Source organism: Gordonia caeni (genome assembly GCF_039537105.1).
Classification (GTDB): Bacteria; Actinomycetota; Actinomycetes; order Mycobacteriales; family Mycobacteriaceae; genus Gordonia; species Gordonia caeni.
The window spans coordinates 383,965-401,970 of record NZ_BAAAZW010000001.1 but is presented as its reverse complement, the minus strand read 5'-3'; the positions used below and the strand labels follow the sequence as shown (position 1 = coordinate 401,970).

Here is an 18,006-nt window from a genome sequence, read left to right as displayed (position 1 = left end):
GCATCGGTGTGAGCCCGAGACCTGCACCACTCTAAACATCTGATCTTTAGTTGGCAATCACCCTGATATTGCGGTTAACACAATCGTTTCACGTCAGTACTAGCCAAATCATCTGATGTATTGCACGATGGTTCGGAGCGCTCCCATGACACAGATCACGCCGCAGGCGCGGCGAGCGGACGAAGTGAAGAAAGCGAGTGGAACTTCGATGAAACGACTTGGCGTAGACGTCGGTGGAACCTTCACCGACCTCATCCTGTGGGACGACGACGGGTCGGTGACCGTCCACAAGACACCCTCGACCAACCACGATCCGTCGATCGGCACGATGGACGGAATCGCGGTTCTCGCCGAGCGCGCCGGCGTCGATGTCGCGGACATCGAGATGTTCTTCCACGGCACGACGGTCGCGACGAACATCGTCCTCGAGCACAACGGCAGCGACGTCGGCATGATCACCACCGACGGGTTCCGCGACTTGCTCCACATCGCCCGGAAGAAGCGGCCGCTCAACTATTCGAACTACCAGGATCTGCCGTGGCAGAAGTGGCAGCTCGTACCGCGCCGGAACCGGCGCACCGTCGCCGAACGCATCGACGCCTCCGGCGCAGTCCTCACGCCACTCGACGAGGACGACGTCCGCCGCGAGGTCCGCCTGCTCAAAGAGCGCGGCGTGGAAGCCATCGCCGTCGCTTTTCTCCACGCCTACCGGAACCCGGCACACGAACAGCGGGTGCGGGAGATCATCGAGGAGGAGTACCCCGGCGTATTCGTCTCACTGTCGAGTGACGTCGCCTCCCAGTACCGCGAGTACGAGCGGTTCTCGACCACGGCGCTCAACGCCTTCGTCGGTCCCAAGACCTCTCGGTACATCGAGCGCCTCGCCGGCAAGGCCAAAGACGCGGATATCGGCGAGGACGTCCACCTGATGACGTCCGCGGGCGGACTGGTCACTTCTCGCAGTGCCAGCCACACGCCGGTGTCCCTGCTGACGAGCGGCGTCATCGCCGGTCTACTCGGAGGTTGCGCGATCGGCGCTGCGTCGGGCTACCCGAGCGTCATCACCCTCGACGTGGGCGGCACCTCTGCCGACATCGGCGTCGCACCCGACGGCAAGCTCCGCATGAAGCACCTGCTCGACACCCGGATCGGCGACTACCACGCGATGGTTCCGATGGCCGAGGTCGACACCATCGGTGCGGGTGGCGGGTCCATCGCCAGTATCGACAGCGGCGGCATGTTCCGCGTCGGGCCGCGCAGTGCGGGGGCCGTGCCCGGCCCCGCCTGCTACGGCAACGGCGGAACCGAGCCGACGTCGACCGATGCCATGGTCGTCATGGGGTGGCTCGACGCGGGCAGCTTCCTGTCCGGAAGCATGGAGGTCGATCCCGGGCTCGCGCGGGACGTCGTCCAGCAGATCGCCGACGCACTGAACTCCGACATCGAGCACGCGGCGATGGGCATCTTCTCGATCCTGGCACACTCGATGACCGAGGCCATCAGCCTGCACTCGGTGCGCAAGGGCTACGACCCGCGCGAATTCTCCCTGGTCGCCGAGGGCGGAGCCGGCCCGCTGTTCGCGTGGCAGATCGCCGAGCAACTCGGCATCCCACGCGTCATCGTCCCGGCGCACCCCGGCATCACCTCGGCCCTGGGACTGTTGACCACCGACATCCGCTACGAGGTGCCGACCACCGTCTGGACCTCGTCCGCCGAGCCGGACCTCGATCTCGTCGCCACAGAGATGGAGCGGCTCTCCAACGAGGCCACGGCTCAACTCCAGGCCGACGGCATCGACGATTCCCGCATCACCCTGGAGCGCAGCGTGGACTGCCGGTACGTCGGCCAAGGTTACGAACTGCGGGTTCCCGCGCCGGACGGCGAGATCACCGCCGAGTGGATCACCAGTGTCGCGGCCGCGTTCCACGAAGCTCACGGGCGAACTTACTCGCAGCGCTTCGACGACAAACCCGTTCAGCTCGTCAACATCCGTGTGACCGGCGTCGGCGCCGTCGACTACATCCGGATCGCGCCCATCGACGAAGGCGGGGCCGACGCGTCAAGCGCGTTGACATCGACCACGCGGGCACTGTTCTGGAAGGACGAGACCGCCGACCCGGCGTGGATGGACACTCCCGTCTACGACCGCGCACTCCTGAAGGCGGGCAACACATTCGACGGGCCGGCGATCGTGCGGCAGTTCGATTCGACGACCATCGTCGGTATCGGGCAGACCGCGACCGTCGACCGCGTCGGACACATCATCATCGAGAGGAACTCCTGACATGGCGAAGACGCTGATGCCCCGCGAAGGCGTGTCCCTCGCAGCCGAGGCACACAAGACGTGGAACGACGTCGAGGTCGATCCGATCACCCTGAAGGTGATCGGCGGATCGCTGAACTCCATGGCCAAGGAAATGGCCCAGGTTCTCTACCGCATGGCCTACTCAAGTCTCATCCGCGAGTCGGAGGATCTCGGTGCCGGAATCTTCGACGTCAACGGACGCGAACTGTGTGAGTCGGACTCGACACCGATGCACTGCGGTTCCATTCCCGCGTACATCCGCGGAATCAACCGCCGACTGGCCGGCACCTACAAGCCGGGTGACGTCGTCCTGCACAACCACCCGTACCACGGCGCCGCCCACTCCCCCGATTACGGCGTGGTGATTCCGATCTTCTGGGAAGGCGAGCACATCGGCTTCGCCGGCTGTACGGGGCACGTCTCCGACATCGGCGGCAACTTCCCCGGCCTGTGCATGGATGTGGTCGACGTGTGGGCCGAGGGCAAGCTCATGGACTCGATGAAGATCTACGACGCCGGCGTCCGCAACGACATGCTGATCCAGCACATCCTCGACAACGTCCGGACTCCCGAACAGAACCGCGGCGACCTCGAAGCGCTCATCGCTTGCGCCCGGATCGGCGAGAAGCGGTTCACCGAACTCCTCGAGAAGTACGGTCTCGACACCGTGATGAGCGCGGCTGAGGCGTGGATGAACTACTCCGAGCACATGCTCCGCGAACGAATCCGCGCACTGCCGAACGGCAGCTACGAGGCACCGCTCGGCTACCTGGACGACGACGGCAAGAACCGCGGAGTCCCCGTCAAGGTCGCGGTCCGCGTGCAGGTCGAGGATGAGGACGTGTTGATCGACCTGACCGGGTCGAACGACCAGGTGCCGACGGCCTTCAACGTGCCGTTCGAGGGTTCGGTGCTTCCCGTGGCCGTGAGTGCGATCCGCACCATCCTGCTGGACGAGTACGTGACCGAGGAGTTCGTGCCGCAGAACGACGGGTGCTTCCGTCCCGTACGCGCCTACGCACCGGAGGGCACGATCTTCAACCCGGACTTCCCGGCGTCGTGCTTCGCACGCTTCTCGCAGGTGAACCGGATCTTCGACTCGATCAACCTCGCGTTGGCTCCGATCCTTCCCGACCATGCGATCGCCGGTTCGTCTGCCGCACTGTGCGCGATCGCCTACTCCGGTGTCGCCGAGGACGGCGAATCGTACTGGGTCTACATCGAGATCAACGAGGGTTCGTACGGCGCCCGGAACGGCAAAGACGGTATGGACGCCGTCGACGCCCTGATGGCGAACACCCGGAACAATCCCATCGAGGAACTCGAACTCAACCACGCCATGCGGGCCGAGCGATACGAGTTGCGTGACGAGTCGCCCGCCCCGGGACAGTGGCGCGGCGGCATCGGCAGCGTGCGCAGGTGGCTCATGCAGACGGACACCTTCCTCGGCTCGGAGGCCGACAACCGCAGCGACCCCCCGGCTGGTGTTCTGGGCGGTGCCGAGGGAGTCTCGGGCTCGTTCGTCCGCAATGCCGGGCGCGACGACGAGGAGGTGCTGTTCTCGAAGGTCACCCAGGAAGTGATCCGGGAAGGCGAGACGCTCGAGATCCGCATGCCCTCGGGCGGCGGGTTCGGAGATCCGTTCCACCGTGATCCGCAATCGGTGCTGATGGACGTGTGGGACGAGTACCTCAGCGAGGAGGAAGCCCGGCGGGACTACGGTGTGGTCGTGGACACCAAAGAGTGGACGGTCGACGCTGAGGGCACTGCCGCACTGCGTGCGGCGCGGACCGAGTCTTGACACGTTCCGTCGACGCCGACGCGCTCAACGCTGTCGTGACCCCGATTCCCCTTGAGCACCAAGGGGAGTCGGGGTTCGGCCCGCTGGCCGGGATGCGTATCGGCGTCAAGGACAACATCGCGGTGGCCGGCGTCACGACCACCTGCGGGTCGGCTTTCTTCGCCGATGGCGCACCCGCTGAGCAGGATTCACCCGTCGTCGCGTCACTCAAGGCGGCGGGAGCGCGAATCACCGCAACCCTCAACATGGCTGAGTTCGCAGTCGGTGTCACCTCGCAGAACTCGGCGTTCGGCGGCCCGCGGAATCCGTGGGATCGACGGCGTGTCCCGGGCGGCTCCAGTGGCGGGTCGGGCGCGGCCGTTGCAGCCGGCATCGTCGATGTCGCACTGGGCACCGATACGGGCGGGTCGATCCGGCTGCCCGCATCGTGCTGCGGCGTGACCGGACTAAGGCCGAGCGTGAGCGTCGTGAGCAATGACGGCGTCTTCCCCGTGAGCCCGGCCTTCGATGCGGTCGGGCCGCTGGCCCGCAGCGCCGACGACGTACGACGCGTTTTCGAGGTACTCGTGGGCCGCGAGGTCCCTCCGGAACGTGCCGTCCGTATCGCTGCACCCTGGCCGTTCGTCACGTCCGACGTCGATCCGGCCATCGAGTCCGCGCTGCGTCGCGTCGTCGCGATTCTGCACGACTGCGACTACGAGATCACCGATGATCCGGTGCCGAGTGCCGATCGCGCGCAAGATGTCGTCTACACCCTCATCTACTCCGACCTCGCGCGACTTCACTCGGAGCGACTCACGACGGAGCCGGAGCGCTTTCAGCCTGCGACGCTGGAGCGGATCTCGCTGGGGCGGCGGATCTCCGACTCGCAGCGCGCGGCCGCGGAAACCGATCGGGATCTCTTCCGTGCCGCGATGGCCGAGTACTTCCGGACCGTCGATGTGGTCGTGACGCCGACGATGCCGGTGGACGTGCCACTCATCTCGGATGATCCTTCGGTGATCCCGATCTCCCGCAGAATGGGGCAGCTGTCGTATCCGTGGTCGCTGCACATCGGTCCGACGATGTCCTTACCGATCGGATTCCATCCCCAGACCGGTATGCCGATGGGCGCGCAACTGACTGCGGCGCCGGGGCGGGAGTCGAGGCTGTTCGAGCTGGCCGCGACGATTCAGCGCGAAACCGATTGGCACCTGCGAACTCCACCCGGCGCACTCCGAACCTGACCGTCAAGTCGGGCGGCGGAGGAGATCCATCTGCTTGTAGATGTCGTCGAGCTGGTCCAGGTGACGTCGCATGAGTGTCATCGCCGTCAACGAATCCCGGGCGGCGACCGCCTCATAGATCTCGATGTGATCGTCGTCGACGGCCGGCCACACTCCGGGAGGCGCCATATCCCGGCTGAACCGGCTTCCCAAGACCCCGAATACGGGAACCGTCACCAACTCCAGCAGCGGATTCCCCGCCGCCCGCAGGAGAATCCGGTGAAACTCCTGGTGCGCCATGTGCATCTCCACACTGACGTCAGCGGTCGGCTCATGAATCGTGGCACGCAGTTCTGCGAGGTGCTCCTCGGTCCGCCGGAACGCCGCCGCCCCCGCTGCCGGAACCTCGGTGAGTTGACGGACTTCCATGAGCTGGTCCACGGTGACGGCCTCGGCAGACGCCAGCAACGTGACTCCGGCCTCGACGTGCGCGCTGATCCGGCCGAGGCTCGGCGTCGAGACGAAGGTCCCGCCGGACGCGCCGCGCACCGAATGCACGAGATTCTCACTCGCGAGGGTGCGGATCGCTTCACGCACCGTGCTCTGGCCGACTCCGAACTCGGCGCGCAGGTCGGCATCGATCGGGAGTCGGGATCCGGGCTTCAACTCGCCTGCCAGGATCCGGGCACGGAGGCTGTCCGCGACGACGGCGTAGGCAGGCCGACGATCGTCGCGATCCGCTTCTGTCACAGTCAGTTACGCTCCTTTTCCCAGGTCAGGGTAACATGGCGTCCTTCCGCTTCCGCGTACTGAATCCGGTTGGCGACACACTGCTTTCGGACACGCGAACTGTCACGCCGCCGAGTTGGTCGCTGTCCTATTGCCCGGTGCGTGGGAAAGAATCGTGTCGTGCCTTTCGTGTTACGCCCCGCCCGGGCGTCGGACGCCGACTTTCTCGCGGAGATGCTGGTGGCCGCGTCCTTCTGGCATCCGCACGGGCCGCGCGGCAGCGTGGCGGAAGTCTTGGGCCGGCCGCAACTAGCGCACTACGTCGCCGGGTGGCCTCGCCCCGACGACGTCGGCGTGATCGCCCTGCACGACCGGCAACCGATCGGGGCAGCCTGGCTGCGAACATTTCCCGCAGACGATCCGGGTTACGGCTTCGTCGACGCCGCCACCCCGGAGTTGGCCATCGGCGTCACCGCGGAATGGCGAGGACAAGGCGTGGGCGACCGACTGCTGGGCGCGCTGATCACCGCGGCCGCAGAGCACGGGTTCGCCGCCGTGAGCTTGAGCGTGGAGCGACAGAATCCGGCCAGGCGTCTGTACGAGCGGCACGGCTTCCGGCGCGTCGGCGAGGAGTCCGGTTCCCCCACTATGCTCCTGCTACTGGGCGAAGGGTGATCGTCGCCGCCGGACGGCCACAGTGTCGGCTTGACGCGCACTGACTTCGGCTGGGCGCGCACCGACTTCGTCTACGCGCACTCAGCAGCGTGCGCGTAGACGAGAAGGGTGTGCAAAGTGGGCGCTGCCCTCAGCCGCGAGCCATGTCGACGAACTTCGACAGGTGCAGCTGGTGGGCGACGGTGATCGTCGCCGTCGGGCCGTTGCGGTGCTTGCCGACGATGATGTCGGCCTCACCGGCGCGCGGATCGTCGCGCTCGAAGGCATCGGGGCGGTGCAGCAGGATCACCATGTCGGCGTCCTGCTCCAGCGATCCCGACTCACGCAGATCCGAGACCTGCGGCCGTTTGTCGGTGCGCTGCTCGGGTCCACGGTTCAGCTGGCTGATCGCCACCACCGGGACTTCCAGCTCCTTGGCCAGCAGCTTGATCGACCGGGAGAACTCCGAGACCTCCTGCTGGCGGGACTCCACCTTCTTGCCGGAGGTCATCAGCTGCATGTAGTCGATGACGACCAGCTTGAGGTCGTGCCGCTGCTTGAGCCGCCGGGCCTTGGCGCGGATCTCCATCATCGTCAGGTTCGGGGAGTCGTCGATGAACAGCGGCGCCTCGCTGATCTCGCCCATCCGGCGCGCCAGCCGGCTCCAGTCGTCGTCGCTCATGTTGCCCGACCGCATGTCGCCGAGCTTCACGCGCGCCTCCGCCGACAGCAGCCGCATCACGATCTCGGTCTTGCTCATCTCCAGCGAGAACATGGCGGCGGCATGGTTGTTGTGCACCGACGCCGACCGCAGGAAGTCCATCGCCAGCGTCGAGTTGTGGGTCGGCACCATCGCCTCACCGGCCAGGTACAGGTGATCGGCGTTGTCGACTTGCACGCACCGCACCGGCACCGAGGCGATCGGCCGGATGCCGACGATCCGCCGCCCGCAGGTGCGTCCGCGCAATTCCTTGTGCCGCACCGCCTTCTCGTGCACGGTGAAGACGTCTTCGTCGGCAGCCATCCGGATCCAGCCGGTCGGCTCGCGCCGGTACACGTACCCCAGGCCGGCGATCAGGTCGGTGAGCACCTCGGACATGTGCCGGGTGACCGACGGGATGGTGATCCAGCCGTCCTCCTCCACGATCGCCCGCGCATCCAGCAGCCCGGCCAGCACGGCGCGACGCTGCCGCACCGAACCCCGGAGGTACTCGTCGGGGATCAGCCCGGCCAGGTCGGCCATCAGCGTCATCACGTCGACCGGTCCCTCGGCCTCGATCCCCACGCCGATCTCGGGGTCGTCGTAGGCCATGCCGGCCAGCGCTGCGACCGTGTACGGGCCGTAGGCGAACTCGCGTTCGGGCAGCTCGATCGGCTCGGCGGCGGGGATCCACGCCCGGCCGACGTGGCCGCGCAGGGCACCGGTGGTGAGCACCCGGGCGCCGTCGTCGACCTCGGCCAGCCACTGGTGCTCCTCGTCGGCGACGATCACGGCGCCGTCGGAGAACTCCACCTCGAAGCACGGCCGTTCGGTCATCACCTCACTGATGGCGATCACGCGGGTGGGCTTGCCGTCGGCGCCGATCAGCTCATCGCCGACGGCCACCTTGCCCATCCGGGTCCAGCCGGTCGGCGTCGGGAGCGGGGTGTCCAGCGCGAGGGCCTTACCCACACCGGGGCGCGCGGCGACGATGATCATCTGGCCCGGGTGCAGGCCGTTGGTCAGTTTGTCCAGATCGGCGAACCCAGTCGGCACGCCCAGCGACAGGCCGCCGCGGGACGCGATCGAGTCCAGCTCGTCGAGGGTGGGCTGCATCAGTTCGTCGAGGATCGCATAGTCCTCGGTGGTGCTGCGTTCGGTGACGTCGTAGATCTCCGCCTGCGCGCGGTCGACCACCTCGGCCACGTCCTGGCCGTCGGCACCGGCGTAGCCGTACTGGACGATCCGGGTGCCGGCCTGCACCAGCCGGCGCAGCAGCGCCTTCTCGGCGACGATCTCGGCGTAGAAGCCGGCGTTGGCGGCCGTGGGCACCGTCGAGATCAGGGTGTGCAGGTAGGGGGCGCCGCCGACCTTGCGCAGTTCGCCCTTGCGGTCGAGTTCGTTCGCGACGGTGACGGCGTCGGCTGGCTCGCCGCGCCCGTACAGCTCCAGAACGGCGTCGTAGACGGCCTGGTGCGCGGGCTTGTAGAAGTCGTCGGGCTTGATCCGCTCGAGGACGTCGGCGATCGCGTCCTTCGACAGCAGCATGCCGCCCAGCACGGACTGCTCGGCGGCGGTGTCTTGCGGCGGCTGACGGAGAGTCTCCTCCGGGGTGGCCGGGGGTTCGGATTGCGTCGGGTCGTGGGTGTCGTCAAGCGCCACGCCTTCTCCCCTCTGCCGCCGCCCGGCGGCCCCCGAAACAATGTCCATCCGATGAATCCAATCCTTCGGGAAGGTTAGGGCTCGGCTGCAGGCCCCGGCAAACGCCCCCTGTGGGCAACACTGTTGACAGGGTGTGGACAGGTCCGCGTCTCGCGGGTGAGTTTGTGTACAACACTGTGGACATAGCCCTGAATTGTTCCCGTTTTCTCGTTGTCATCGCAGTTCAGAACCCTTTAGACCTGTCCACAGAAAACGACTTTCCACGCCCTCGGCGTGTCGCATTGCGCCACGCCCGGGGAGGTGTCGAGGTGAACTTTAGGTGGTGCCATTCGGTCGAAGGACACCGCGGACGCGGGTGCCCGTGTTGAAATGGGTGGGTGCCAGATCTCGCTGCCCCCTCCCGCCGTCGGCCACTGCTGATCGCGCTGGTCCTGGCCCTCGGCGTCGCGCTCATCGCCACCGCCGCGCCCGCCACGGCGGCGCCGGTGCCCTCGGAGCTCCAATTCGGCAACTACGCGTCGGTGAACGCGAAGAAATACCAGTCGCTCCGCTTCGCCGACAACGGCCGCACCTTCTTCACCGCCGGGCAGTGGCGCTGCCAGATCGGCCCGCAGCCGGGATCGGTGGCCTGCAAGGGCCGCCCGGCCACCGCGCCTCCCCGGACCAAGGGCGTCGCGATCACCAACGACCTGCAGGGCCCGTGGTGGGTTCCGCCGGGCACCACCTACCGGTTCGGCTCGCAGGCCGGCTTCCGCGCCCCGGTCCTGAAGGTCGGTCAGCGGATCACCGTGGCCAACACCGTCTGCGCGGTTCCGCGCGCCAACGTGGTCTCCTGCGCCACCCCCAACCGCGCGTTCATCGTGACCCGCGCGTGGCACAAGTTCTACTTCCCCTCCGGCGACCGCGCCCACAGCGCCAACCCGGCACCGAAGTACCTTCCCGCGCGACTGCGCTGACCGCTGCTCGGCGTGTCGTGGGCGAGTCCCAGCGCCCGTTGCCGAACCCAGCGCTCGCCACTGCTGGGTTTGGCAACCAGCGCTGGGTCTACGAACGGCCGCTGGGTTTAGAGGCCAGGCGCCGAACGACTGAGCGCCGGTCACCCCGGAGGATGACCGGCGCCCGGCCGTAGCGGTTCTGCGTCAGTCCGAGACGACGGCGACCTCGATGGTCGCCTCCACCTTCGGGTGCAGCGACACGACCACGGGGTAGGTGCCCACGGTCTTGATGTGTCCCTTCGGGAAGGCCACGTTGCGCTTCTCCACCGACGGGCCGCCCGCACTGCGGATGGCGCCGGCGACGTCGGCGGCGGTGACCGAACCGAACAGCTTGCCCGAGTCGTGGCTCTTGACCGTCAGCGAGACGGCCTCGAGGCCCTCGAGGGACTGCTTCAGCTCGTTGGCGTGGTCCAGGTCGCGGACCACGCGGGCCCGCTGGGCCCGGCGGATGCCCTCGACCTGCTTCTCGGCGCCACGGGTGGCGACGATCGCCAGGCCGCGGGGCAGCAGGAAGTTGCGGCCGTAGCCGTCGCGCACCTCGACGGTGTCGCCGGCTTCGCCCAGATTCTCCACAGCGGTGGTGAGGATCAGCTTCATGTCAGTGATTCCCTTCCCGCTCAGCGTCCGGTCGACGTGAACGGCAGCAGGGCCACCTCACGTGCGTTCTTCACGGCCACCGCGACGTCGCGCTGGTGCTGGACGCAGTTGCCGGTGACCCGGCGCGAACGGATCTTGCCGCGATCAGACAGGAAACGACGCAGCAGCGCGGTGTCCTTGTAGTCGATGTCGACGGCCTTCTTGTCCTTGCAGAAGGTGCAGGCCTTGGCCTTGGTGACCTTCTCTACGCGGGGCTTGCGCCCCTTTTGCTTTGCCATGTTGTAGCTCCGTTGATGCTCCTCGGGCCCGCGGGCCCGGTATCAGAATGGTGGTTCGTCGTCCCCGCCGGCGAAGCCGCCGCCGGTCGGCGGTGCGCTTCCCCACGGGTCATCGGCAGGCTGCTGGGACTGCTGCGGACGACCGCCCCCGGCCGGCGCGCCTTGGCCGCCGCCCTGGTTGCCGCCGCCGTAGCTCCCGCCACCGCCGCCGAAATTGCCACCGCCGCCGCCACCGCGCGGGGTGCGGGTGACCTTGGCGGTCGCGTAGCGCAGCGAGGGACCGATCTCGTCCACATCCAGTTCCACGACGGTGCGACGTTCCCCTTCACGGGTCTCGTACGACCGCTGCTTCAACTTGCCCTGCACGACGACCCGGGTGCCCTTGGTGAGCGACTCGGTCACGTTCTCCGCGGCGTCGCGCCAGATGCTGCAGCGGAGGAACAGCGCTTCGCCGTCCTTCCACTCGTTCGTCTGGCGGTCGAAGGTGCGCGGAGTGGAAGCCACCGTGAAGTTCGCGACCGGCGCGCCGGACGCGGTGAACCGCAGCTCCGGATCGGCGGTCAGGTTCCCTACGACGGTGATGACCGTGTCAGTCATGGTGTTTCCCCTGGATCGTGTGGATGACCGTCGGACTCGAGAGACGGCCGCATGGTTTTCAGAACCAGACTAGTGGCCGCCACCGACGTCGTCAGTAGTAGTCATCCGCGGACTTGTGGATTTCGGCAGGTCCTCTTACTTGCGCATGACCTTGGTGCGAAGCACCGACTCGTTCAGACCCAGCTGACGGTCGAGCTCGCTGACCGTGTCGGGGGTCGCGGTGAGCTCGATGACGGCGTAGATGCCTTCGCTGTTCTTCTCGATCTCGTACGCGAGACGGCGCTTGCCCCAGATGTCGACGTTGTCGACGGAGCCACCATCGCTTCGCACAACATTGAGGAAGGTATCCAGGGATGGGGCGACGGTGCGCTCGTCCAGGCTCGGATCGAGAATGACCATCAGTTCGTAGTGACGCATAAGACCACATCACCTCCTATGGGCTATTCGGCCGTGGACGTTCCACGACAGGAGGGTCGCCTGCGTCGGCAACCTGTCAAAGATACATGAGCGGGGTGTGACCAGCGAAATCGCCGATCACCCGAGGCGTTAGAGTCATGGCCATGCCTTCAGCTGGTTCCGACCTCGCAGCGCGCCGGGGACTGCTGCATCGCGGGGAGACCGCGATCATCATGGTCACCTCGTTGCTTTTCACCCTCGCCGCGCTGACCTGGAGTTACCGCGCCAAACTGGCCTGCGGCGGTGCGCCCTTCGACGCGAACGGCCGCAGCGTACGCTTCCCGGTCGGCGACCCCAACGCCGTGATCCCGTGCTACTCGGACCTGATGTTCCTGTGGGTCGGACGCGACATCGACAACCACGTCTTCCCCTACATCCACGGCAGCATCGCCGAGGACGGCCACCTGATCGGCGGCGTCGTGGAGTACCCGGTCCTGTCCGGTCTGCTGATGTGGCTCGGCGCCATCGGCCAGCACACCGATCTGGGCTTCTTCATGCAGTCTGCCCTCATCCTCACCCCGTTCGCCCTGGTGACGACCATCCTGCTTGCCTGGATGAGCCGCTGGTGGGTGCTGCTGTGGGCGGCCACCCCGCCGCTGGTGCTGTACGCCTTCCACAACTGGGAACTGCCCGTGGTCTTCACCTCGGTCGCGGCGATCGCCGTGATGGCCTGGGGGGCGAGTCCCGGCCGCACCACCGGAGAGCGCCGACTGAGTCTGCGCACCTCGGCGATCATCGCCTCGGTGATCCTGGCCGTCGGCTTCTCCCTCAAGATCTATCCCGGCCTGTTCGTGCTGCCGCTGGCGCTGTACGTCCTCACCCGCGGTGAACGCGGCGACGACGAGATCGACGCCGCCGGAGCGGTCAAACGCGCCTTCGACTGGGCCGGTGCGGCCTGGGTGGTGGTGGCCGCGGTGATCACCACCCTGGTGGCGCAGGTGCCGTTCATGGTGGCCGGTTTCGAGGGCTGGAAGGCGGCCCTGGAGTTCCAGGGCCAGCGCAAGGCCGACGTGGACACCAACACCTTCTGGTACTGGGGGGTGCGGCCGCTGCTGAACGGCGACACCGACCTCTACAACGCCGTGGTCGGCGTCGCCTCACCGCTGCTGATCATCGCGTCCGTCGTGGTCGCGGTGTACCTGGCGTGGCGCCAGTACCGGATCGACGGCGTCTTCCCGTGGATCGGCGCCAGCTTCGCGCTGCTGGCCGGCTTCATGCTCTTCCACAAGGTTCATTCGCCGCAGTACACCCTCTGGGTGCTGCCGTTCTTCGTGCTGCTGCGCGTGCCGTGGGGCGCGATCGCGATCTACCTGGTGACCGACGTGATCCTGGATCTGACCATCTTCCGGCTGTTCGGGATCCTCAACTCCGGGGCACCGATGAAGTGGTGGGTCGAGGGCGGCGTGAACCTGGGCGTCTGGGCGCACGCGATCCTGCTGGCCTACTTCCTGGTCACCGCCGCGCGCATGCAGGTGCGCGAGCCGCTGGCCTCACTGCAGCGCACCCAGCTGCCGCCGAGGCCGCCGCTGACCCGGCTCGCCGACGCCGACGCCGGGGCCGCCTGGCACTGGCTGGGCACCCCGGTCCTCGGTCGCGCCGGGGTCACCCTGCGTCCGCTGCACATCACCGACGCCGAGGCGCTGGCTGCGGTGGCCGCCGGCCACCCCGGCCTGGGCCGGTGGACGTCCGACGTCCCCGGAGACACCGCCTCGGCGGCCGAGTGGATCACCGCCGCGCACCACGACTCACGCCGGCTGGCGTTCGCGGTGATCGACGACGCCACCGGCGAAGTGGTGGGCACCACCAGCTACTACGACGTCGACCAGGCGAACGCGACGCTGGCCATCGGCTACACCTATTACGCGCCGTCCGCGCAGGGCACCGTGATCAATCCGGCGGCCAAACTGATGCTGCTCGACTACGCCTTCACCCATGCCGGAGCGACCCGCGTCGTCTGGCACACCCACTCGGGCAACGAGCAGTCACGCGCCGCCATCGCCAAGCTCGGCGCCACCTTCGAGGGGCTGCTGGCCAAGCACCGCCGTTTCGACGGCGGATGGCGCACCACCGCGCAGTACGCGATGACCGACGACGACTGGGACGCGGCCCGGGCCGCGCTGGCCGAGCGGGTGGATCAGCTGGTCGCGGCCAGGTAGGGCGAGGTCCGCGGCACTCCCGCGGGCACGGCGGGCGCGTTGTGCCGGGCCAGCAGGTCCCTCACCACCACCGCGCACAGCACCAGCACCATCACCGCGCGGATCGCGACGGCGACGTAGAACCATTCCTCGGACAGCCACTTGCGTGACGGATCCAGGAACAGGCCCATCCGCGGCACCCACAGCAGGGCCTCGACCACCATCCACGCGATGAGCAGGCGCACGTACGGGATCGCGAGCACCGCGAACGGCAGCAGCCACAGCGACGACTGCGGATTCCACGCCTTCCCGACCAGGAGATAACCGGCCACCAGCAGGAACATCAGCTGCGCAGGTGTGGGCGTCAGCTCGGCCCGCAGGCCGAGGTAGACGACGCCGGCGATCACCGCCGCCAGCAGCGCCAGCGTCAGCCCGTTCAGCAGCGCCGTCGGCGGCTCCCAGCCGCCGGCCGTCATCACCAGGTGGTACAGGCTGTCGGGTTCGGCGCCGCGGCCCCACCAGGTCCGGAAGAACTGGGTCCAGCCCTGCGGATAGCTGATCAGCACGGGCAGGTTCACCGCGAGCCACGCGATCGCGCCGCAGACGAGCACCGTCCAGAAGTCCGGCAGCCGTCGGTGGCGATGACAGATCACCGCCAGCGCCGGGATCAGCAGCAGCGGGTAGAGCGCCGCGGCGGCGGCCAGCCCGGCGAAGACTCCGGTGAGCACCACCCGTTCCCGCGACCAGCACAGCAGCGCGAGCGCGACCAGGGCCACCGGGATCAGGTCGAAGGCGGTGAAGGCGTGGACGAAGACCAGTGGCGAGAGCGCCATCAGGGCACCCCGCCACAGCCGGCGGCGGTCGGTCATCATCGTCGCCCAGACCGCGATCAGCCAGAACACGGTCAGCAGCAGCGCCGAGATGTTGAAGAAGGTCACCACGTCGAGTTGCTGCGGGATCGGTGTGCCGTCGACCAGCGCTTGCCACCCCTGCGTCGCCTTCGCCGCGGCGTACATGGTCATCCCGATCAGCACCGGCTGATCGGTGTAGTGCCGCTCGCCGGTACCGGCCGGATCGGAGAACCAGTAGGTGCGGTAGGGCATGGTGCCGTGCCGCAGATCCTCCGGGCTGAGCCGCTCGGCGGCGTACGTGGCGACGACGTCGGTGTAACAGAGGCCGTAGTACTGGCGCTGGTTGTCCCAGTTCAGCCGCATCCCGGTGGACGTCTCCCCCGGCTCGGCGGGCGCCTGCTGCAGGCACCCCGCCTTGCCCGACCACGACACCGCCAGCACCACCAACGCCATCAGCAGCACCGCCCGCACCGGCGTCCAGAACCGGCTGCGCCCGATGGCCGCGTGCGCGCCGACCGGTCCACCGATCATCCCGCTGACGGCCGCGGCCTGCGCGTTGCTGCGGCTGGGCAGTTTCCGCGTGGTGTCGACCCGCAGGTCGTCGGCCAGCGGCGCCGGTGAATCCCAGCCCGTGTCCGGCGACGCGAGCTGCTCGGTGTCGGCCTCGGTGCCGCGCGTGCTCACCGGCGAATCAGGCCGCCGGGACTTCGGCGGAGTCGTCGGAGCCCGGCTCCGGCGGCGCCTCCGTCTCCGCGCCACCTGGATTCCGCCCGCTCTGACCGTTGCCGTTGGGCCGATTGCGGGTGGTGGGACCGCTGTCGTCGTCACCCCACGGAATCGTCCAGCCCGGCGCGACGGTCACGTTGCCGTCGTCGCCCTGGCCGGGAATCCGCGGCCGCGAGGGCGCCCGCGTGTTGTAGCTGGTCGTCGGCGGGGTGTAGGTCACCGGCGGGGGCTCGTAGGGCACACCGGCCTGACCGCCGACGGACTCCGGCTCGGGGAAGTTCTCGATCGGATCGCCCGCGAGGGCGTCGTCCATCGCCGCCTTCCAGATCTGCGCGGGCAGGCCGCTGCCGTAGATGGAGCTGCCGGAGTAATTGCGCAACGGCTTGTCACCCTTGGCGGTGCCGACCCAGACCGCGGTGGACAGCTGCGGGGTGTACCCGACCATCCACGAGTATCGGTTGTCGCCGGTCTTGCCCAGCTGGGCGGTACCGGTCTTGGCCGCCGACGGGCGCGAACCCAGCGACGAGTCGTACAGCGCGTTGCCGTTGGAGTAGGCGGCGACCGGTTCCAGCGCGGCCGTCACGTTGTCGGCGACCTTGGCCGGGAAGACGCGCTTACCCGAGTTGGGCTGGCGGTCGAACAGGACCGAGCCGGTGGAGGTCTCCACCTTCTTGACGAAGAAGGGCTCGCGGTAGATCCCCGATGCGGCCAGCGTGGCGTACGACGACGCCATGTCGAGCACGGTGGAGTCGTACTGGCCCAGGACCACGCCGCCCTCGGTACGACCGTTGGAGCCGACCAGGGTCGGCTGACCGTTCAGGGTCTCGGAGATGCCCGCCTTGTGCGCGGCCTCGACCACGTCGTCGGCACCGTTTTCCAGGTCCATCATCAGGCGGTAGTAGACGGTGTTGAGCGACATCTTCATCGCCGTCGCCAGGTTGCAGGTGCCGCAGGACTCACCCTCGGAGTTCTCCACCACCAGCCCCGTCGAGCTGGTGTAGGTGTCCGACGAGTACTGCTGCGACAGCGGGATGTCCTGCTCGAGGGCGGCGATCAGCGCGAAGGTCTTGAACACCGAACCGGTCTGCAGGCCGGTGGACGCGTAATCCCAGCCCTGGCCGTCCCAGCCGCCGAAGTAGCCCTCGATGCCGCCGGTGCCCGGATTCACCGACACCGACGCGCTCCGCAGATCCTTGGGTTCGCCGCTCATCTTGCTCTTGGCGGCGTCCTCGAGCGCGGACTGCACCTTCGGGTCGATCGCGGTGGTGATCTTGAGGCCCTCGGTGCGCACCTGCTGCTCGGAGATGCCCAGCGACTCCAGTTCGGTGAGCACTTGGCGCTTGATCAGGCCGTTGGGGCCCTTGGTGGTGTCCTCGGCGACCGGCTTGGGCGTGATGGTCTTGGGGAACGTCTGCTCGTCGCGTTCGGCCGGGCTGATGGCGCCGATGGTCACCATGCCGTTGAGGACGTACTCCCAGCGCTCCTGCGCCAGCTGCTCGTCGACGGCCGGGTCGTACATCGACGGCCCGCGGATCACCGCTGCCAGCAGGGCCGACTCGGAGACGGTCAGCTTGGAGACGTCCTTGTTGAAGTAGGCCTTGGAGGCGGCGGCGACACCGTAGGCGCCGCGGCCGAAGTAGATGGTGTTCAGGTAGGCGGCCATGATGTCTTCTTTGGACCACTTGCGCGACATCTTGGTCGAGATCGCCAGTTCCTTGAACTTGCGCTTGTAGCTCACCTCGTCGCCCACCATGGCGTTCTTCACGTACTGCTGGGTGATGGTGGAGCCGCCGCCGGCGCCGGCGCGGCCGGTGATCTTGCCGAGCGCGGCACGGGAGAAGCCGCGGATGGAGAAGCCCGAGTTCGATTCGAAGTCCCGGTCCTCGGCGGCCATCACGGCCTCGACCATCGATTCGGGGATGTCGGAGTACTTGACGTCGGTGCGGTTTCCTTCCGGCGGCACCACCCGGGCGATCACCCCGCCCTTGTTGTCGGTGATGGTGGCGACCTGGTTCTGCTTCACGTCACCGGGCGCGGGCACGTCGACCACCACGTAGGTGATGAGGAATGCGAGCACACCGACGATGGCCACGACCGGAACGATCGCGGCACCCAGGCCGAGCACCCAGGCGAGGATCCGCATGCCGCGTGACCGCTGGGACTCTCCGGCTCCCGCGGCCTTCTTCTTCTCGCTACTCATGCTCACTCACTTTTCCGAGTTTCGATGACGCTCACATCGAAAGTTTCTCTCACCACTGTGACCGCACACGCGGCTCAGTGCCAACTTCCGCGGCTTCGCGGAGTCCGGCTCCGGG

14 protein-coding genes are annotated in these 18,006 nt (G+C 67.6%); 6 read left to right on the top strand and 8 right to left on the bottom strand.

Annotated elements, in window-relative coordinates; all coding sequences use genetic code 11:
• The first annotated feature begins 208 nt into the window (after nt 1-208).
• Genes ABD732_RS01885 through ABD732_RS01875 form a run of 3 tightly spaced genes read left to right on the top strand, consistent with a single transcriptional unit; the run spans nt 209 to nt 5,332 of the window.
• Nucleotides 209-2,284: a hydantoinase/oxoprolinase family protein gene (locus ABD732_RS01885; protein WP_344779995.1), complete on the top strand. Its 2,076-nt coding sequence runs from the start codon at nt 209-211 to the stop codon at nt 2,282-2,284.
• A gap of 1 nt (nt 2,285) precedes the next feature.
• Nucleotides 2,286-4,106, top strand: coding sequence for a hydantoinase B/oxoprolinase family protein (locus ABD732_RS01880; protein WP_344779993.1), 1,821 nt, complete (start codon nt 2,286-2,288; stop codon nt 4,104-4,106).
• On the top strand, nt 4,103-5,332 hold the full coding sequence (locus ABD732_RS01875) for an amidase (RefSeq protein WP_344779991.1): 1,230 nt from the start codon (nt 4,103-4,105) through the stop codon (nt 5,330-5,332). The genes ABD732_RS01880 and ABD732_RS01875 overlap by 4 nt, the downstream gene beginning before the upstream one ends.
• Nucleotides 5,333-5,335: 3 nt before the next feature.
• On the opposite strand, the gene ABD732_RS01870 is transcribed toward ABD732_RS01875, so the two are convergent.
• Nucleotides 5,336-6,061: a FadR/GntR family transcriptional regulator gene (locus ABD732_RS01870; RefSeq protein WP_344779989.1), complete on the bottom strand. Its 726-nt coding sequence runs from the start codon at nt 6,059-6,061 to the stop codon at nt 5,336-5,338.
• A gap of 159 nt (nt 6,062-6,220) precedes the next feature.
• On the opposite strand from ABD732_RS01870, the gene ABD732_RS01865 reads away from it, so the two are divergent.
• On the top strand, nt 6,221-6,715 hold the full coding sequence (locus tag ABD732_RS01865) for a GNAT family N-acetyltransferase (RefSeq protein WP_344779987.1): 495 nt from the start codon (nt 6,221-6,223) through the stop codon (nt 6,713-6,715).
• A gap of 130 nt (nt 6,716-6,845) precedes the next feature.
• Here ABD732_RS01865 and dnaB read toward each other — a convergent pair whose 3' ends face one another.
• Entirely contained in the window at nt 6,846-9,104 is a 2,259-nt protein-coding gene (dnaB, locus tag ABD732_RS01860) for a replicative DNA helicase (protein WP_344779985.1), read from the bottom strand.
• Between the two features lie 329 nt (nt 9,105-9,433).
• Between dnaB and ABD732_RS01855 the strand changes: the two genes are divergently transcribed.
• Nucleotides 9,434-10,012, top strand: a complete 579-nt coding sequence (locus tag ABD732_RS01855; protein WP_344779983.1) for a hypothetical protein — start codon at nt 9,434-9,436, stop codon at nt 10,010-10,012.
• Between the two features lie 183 nt (nt 10,013-10,195).
• On the opposite strand, the gene rplI is transcribed toward ABD732_RS01855, so the two are convergent.
• The 4 genes from rplI to rpsF form a co-directional block, all read right to left on the bottom strand.
• Nucleotides 10,196-10,648 carry a 50S ribosomal protein L9 gene (rplI, locus tag ABD732_RS01850; protein ID WP_344779981.1) on the bottom strand — a complete coding sequence of 151 codons (453 nt, stop codon included), beginning with the start codon at nt 10,646-10,648 and terminating at the stop codon, nt 10,196-10,198.
• Nucleotides 10,649-10,668: 20 nt separating this feature from the next.
• Complete coding sequence (gene rpsR / locus ABD732_RS01845) at nt 10,669-10,926, bottom strand: 30S ribosomal protein S18 (RefSeq protein WP_344779979.1); 258 nt, start codon at nt 10,924-10,926, stop codon at nt 10,669-10,671.
• Between the two features lie 42 nt (nt 10,927-10,968).
• Complete coding sequence (locus ABD732_RS01840; protein WP_344779977.1) at nt 10,969-11,523, bottom strand: single-stranded DNA-binding protein; 555 nt, start codon at nt 11,521-11,523, stop codon at nt 10,969-10,971.
• Between the two features lie 135 nt (nt 11,524-11,658).
• Nucleotides 11,659-11,940 (bottom strand): 30S ribosomal protein S6, encoded by a 282-nt coding sequence (gene rpsF, locus ABD732_RS01835; RefSeq protein WP_344779975.1) that lies wholly within the window; start codon nt 11,938-11,940, stop codon nt 11,659-11,661.
• Between the two features lie 143 nt (nt 11,941-12,083).
• Here rpsF and ABD732_RS01830 point away from each other — a divergent pair, with 143 nt between their 5' ends.
• Nucleotides 12,084-14,135, top strand: coding sequence for a GNAT family N-acetyltransferase (locus ABD732_RS01830; RefSeq protein WP_344779973.1), 2,052 nt, complete (start codon nt 12,084-12,086; stop codon nt 14,133-14,135).
• On the opposite strand, the gene ABD732_RS01825 is transcribed toward ABD732_RS01830, so the two are convergent.
• Nucleotides 14,114-15,649, bottom strand: a complete 1,536-nt coding sequence (locus tag ABD732_RS01825; RefSeq protein ID WP_344779971.1) for a glycosyltransferase family 87 protein — start codon at nt 15,647-15,649, stop codon at nt 14,114-14,116. The two genes, ABD732_RS01830 and ABD732_RS01825, sit on opposite strands and share 22 nt — an antisense overlap.
• Before the next feature lie 7 nt (nt 15,650-15,656).
• Nucleotides 15,657-17,891: a transglycosylase domain-containing protein gene (locus tag ABD732_RS01820; protein ID WP_344779969.1), complete on the bottom strand. Its 2,235-nt coding sequence runs from the start codon at nt 17,889-17,891 to the stop codon at nt 15,657-15,659.
• Nucleotides 17,892-18,006: the final 115 nt, after the last annotated feature.

Coding starts and splice junctions, on each gene's coding strand:
- dnaB (WP_344779985.1), bottom strand. CDS start 9,104: ATGGACATTGTTTCGGGGGCCGCCGGGCGGCGGCAGAGGGGAGAAGGC.
- ABD732_RS01820 (WP_344779969.1), bottom strand. CDS start 17,891: ATGAGTAGCGAGAAGAAGAAGGCCGCGGGAGCCGGAGAGTCCCAGCGG.
- rplI (WP_344779981.1), bottom strand. CDS start 10,648: ATGAAGCTGATCCTCACCACCGCTGTGGAGAATCTGGGCGAAGCCGGC.
- ABD732_RS01840 (WP_344779977.1), bottom strand. CDS start 11,523: ATGACTGACACGGTCATCACCGTCGTAGGGAACCTGACCGCCGATCCG.
- rpsF (WP_344779975.1), bottom strand. CDS start 11,940: ATGCGTCACTACGAACTGATGGTCATTCTCGATCCGAGCCTGGACGAG.
- ABD732_RS01830 (WP_344779973.1), top strand. CDS start 12,084: ATGCCTTCAGCTGGTTCCGACCTCGCAGCGCGCCGGGGACTGCTGCAT.
- ABD732_RS01880 (WP_344779993.1), top strand. CDS start 2,286: ATGGCGAAGACGCTGATGCCCCGCGAAGGCGTGTCCCTCGCAGCCGAG.
- rpsR (WP_344779979.1), bottom strand. CDS start 10,926: ATGGCAAAGCAAAAGGGGCGCAAGCCCCGCGTAGAGAAGGTCACCAAG.
- ABD732_RS01885 (WP_344779995.1), top strand. CDS start 209: ATGAAACGACTTGGCGTAGACGTCGGTGGAACCTTCACCGACCTCATC.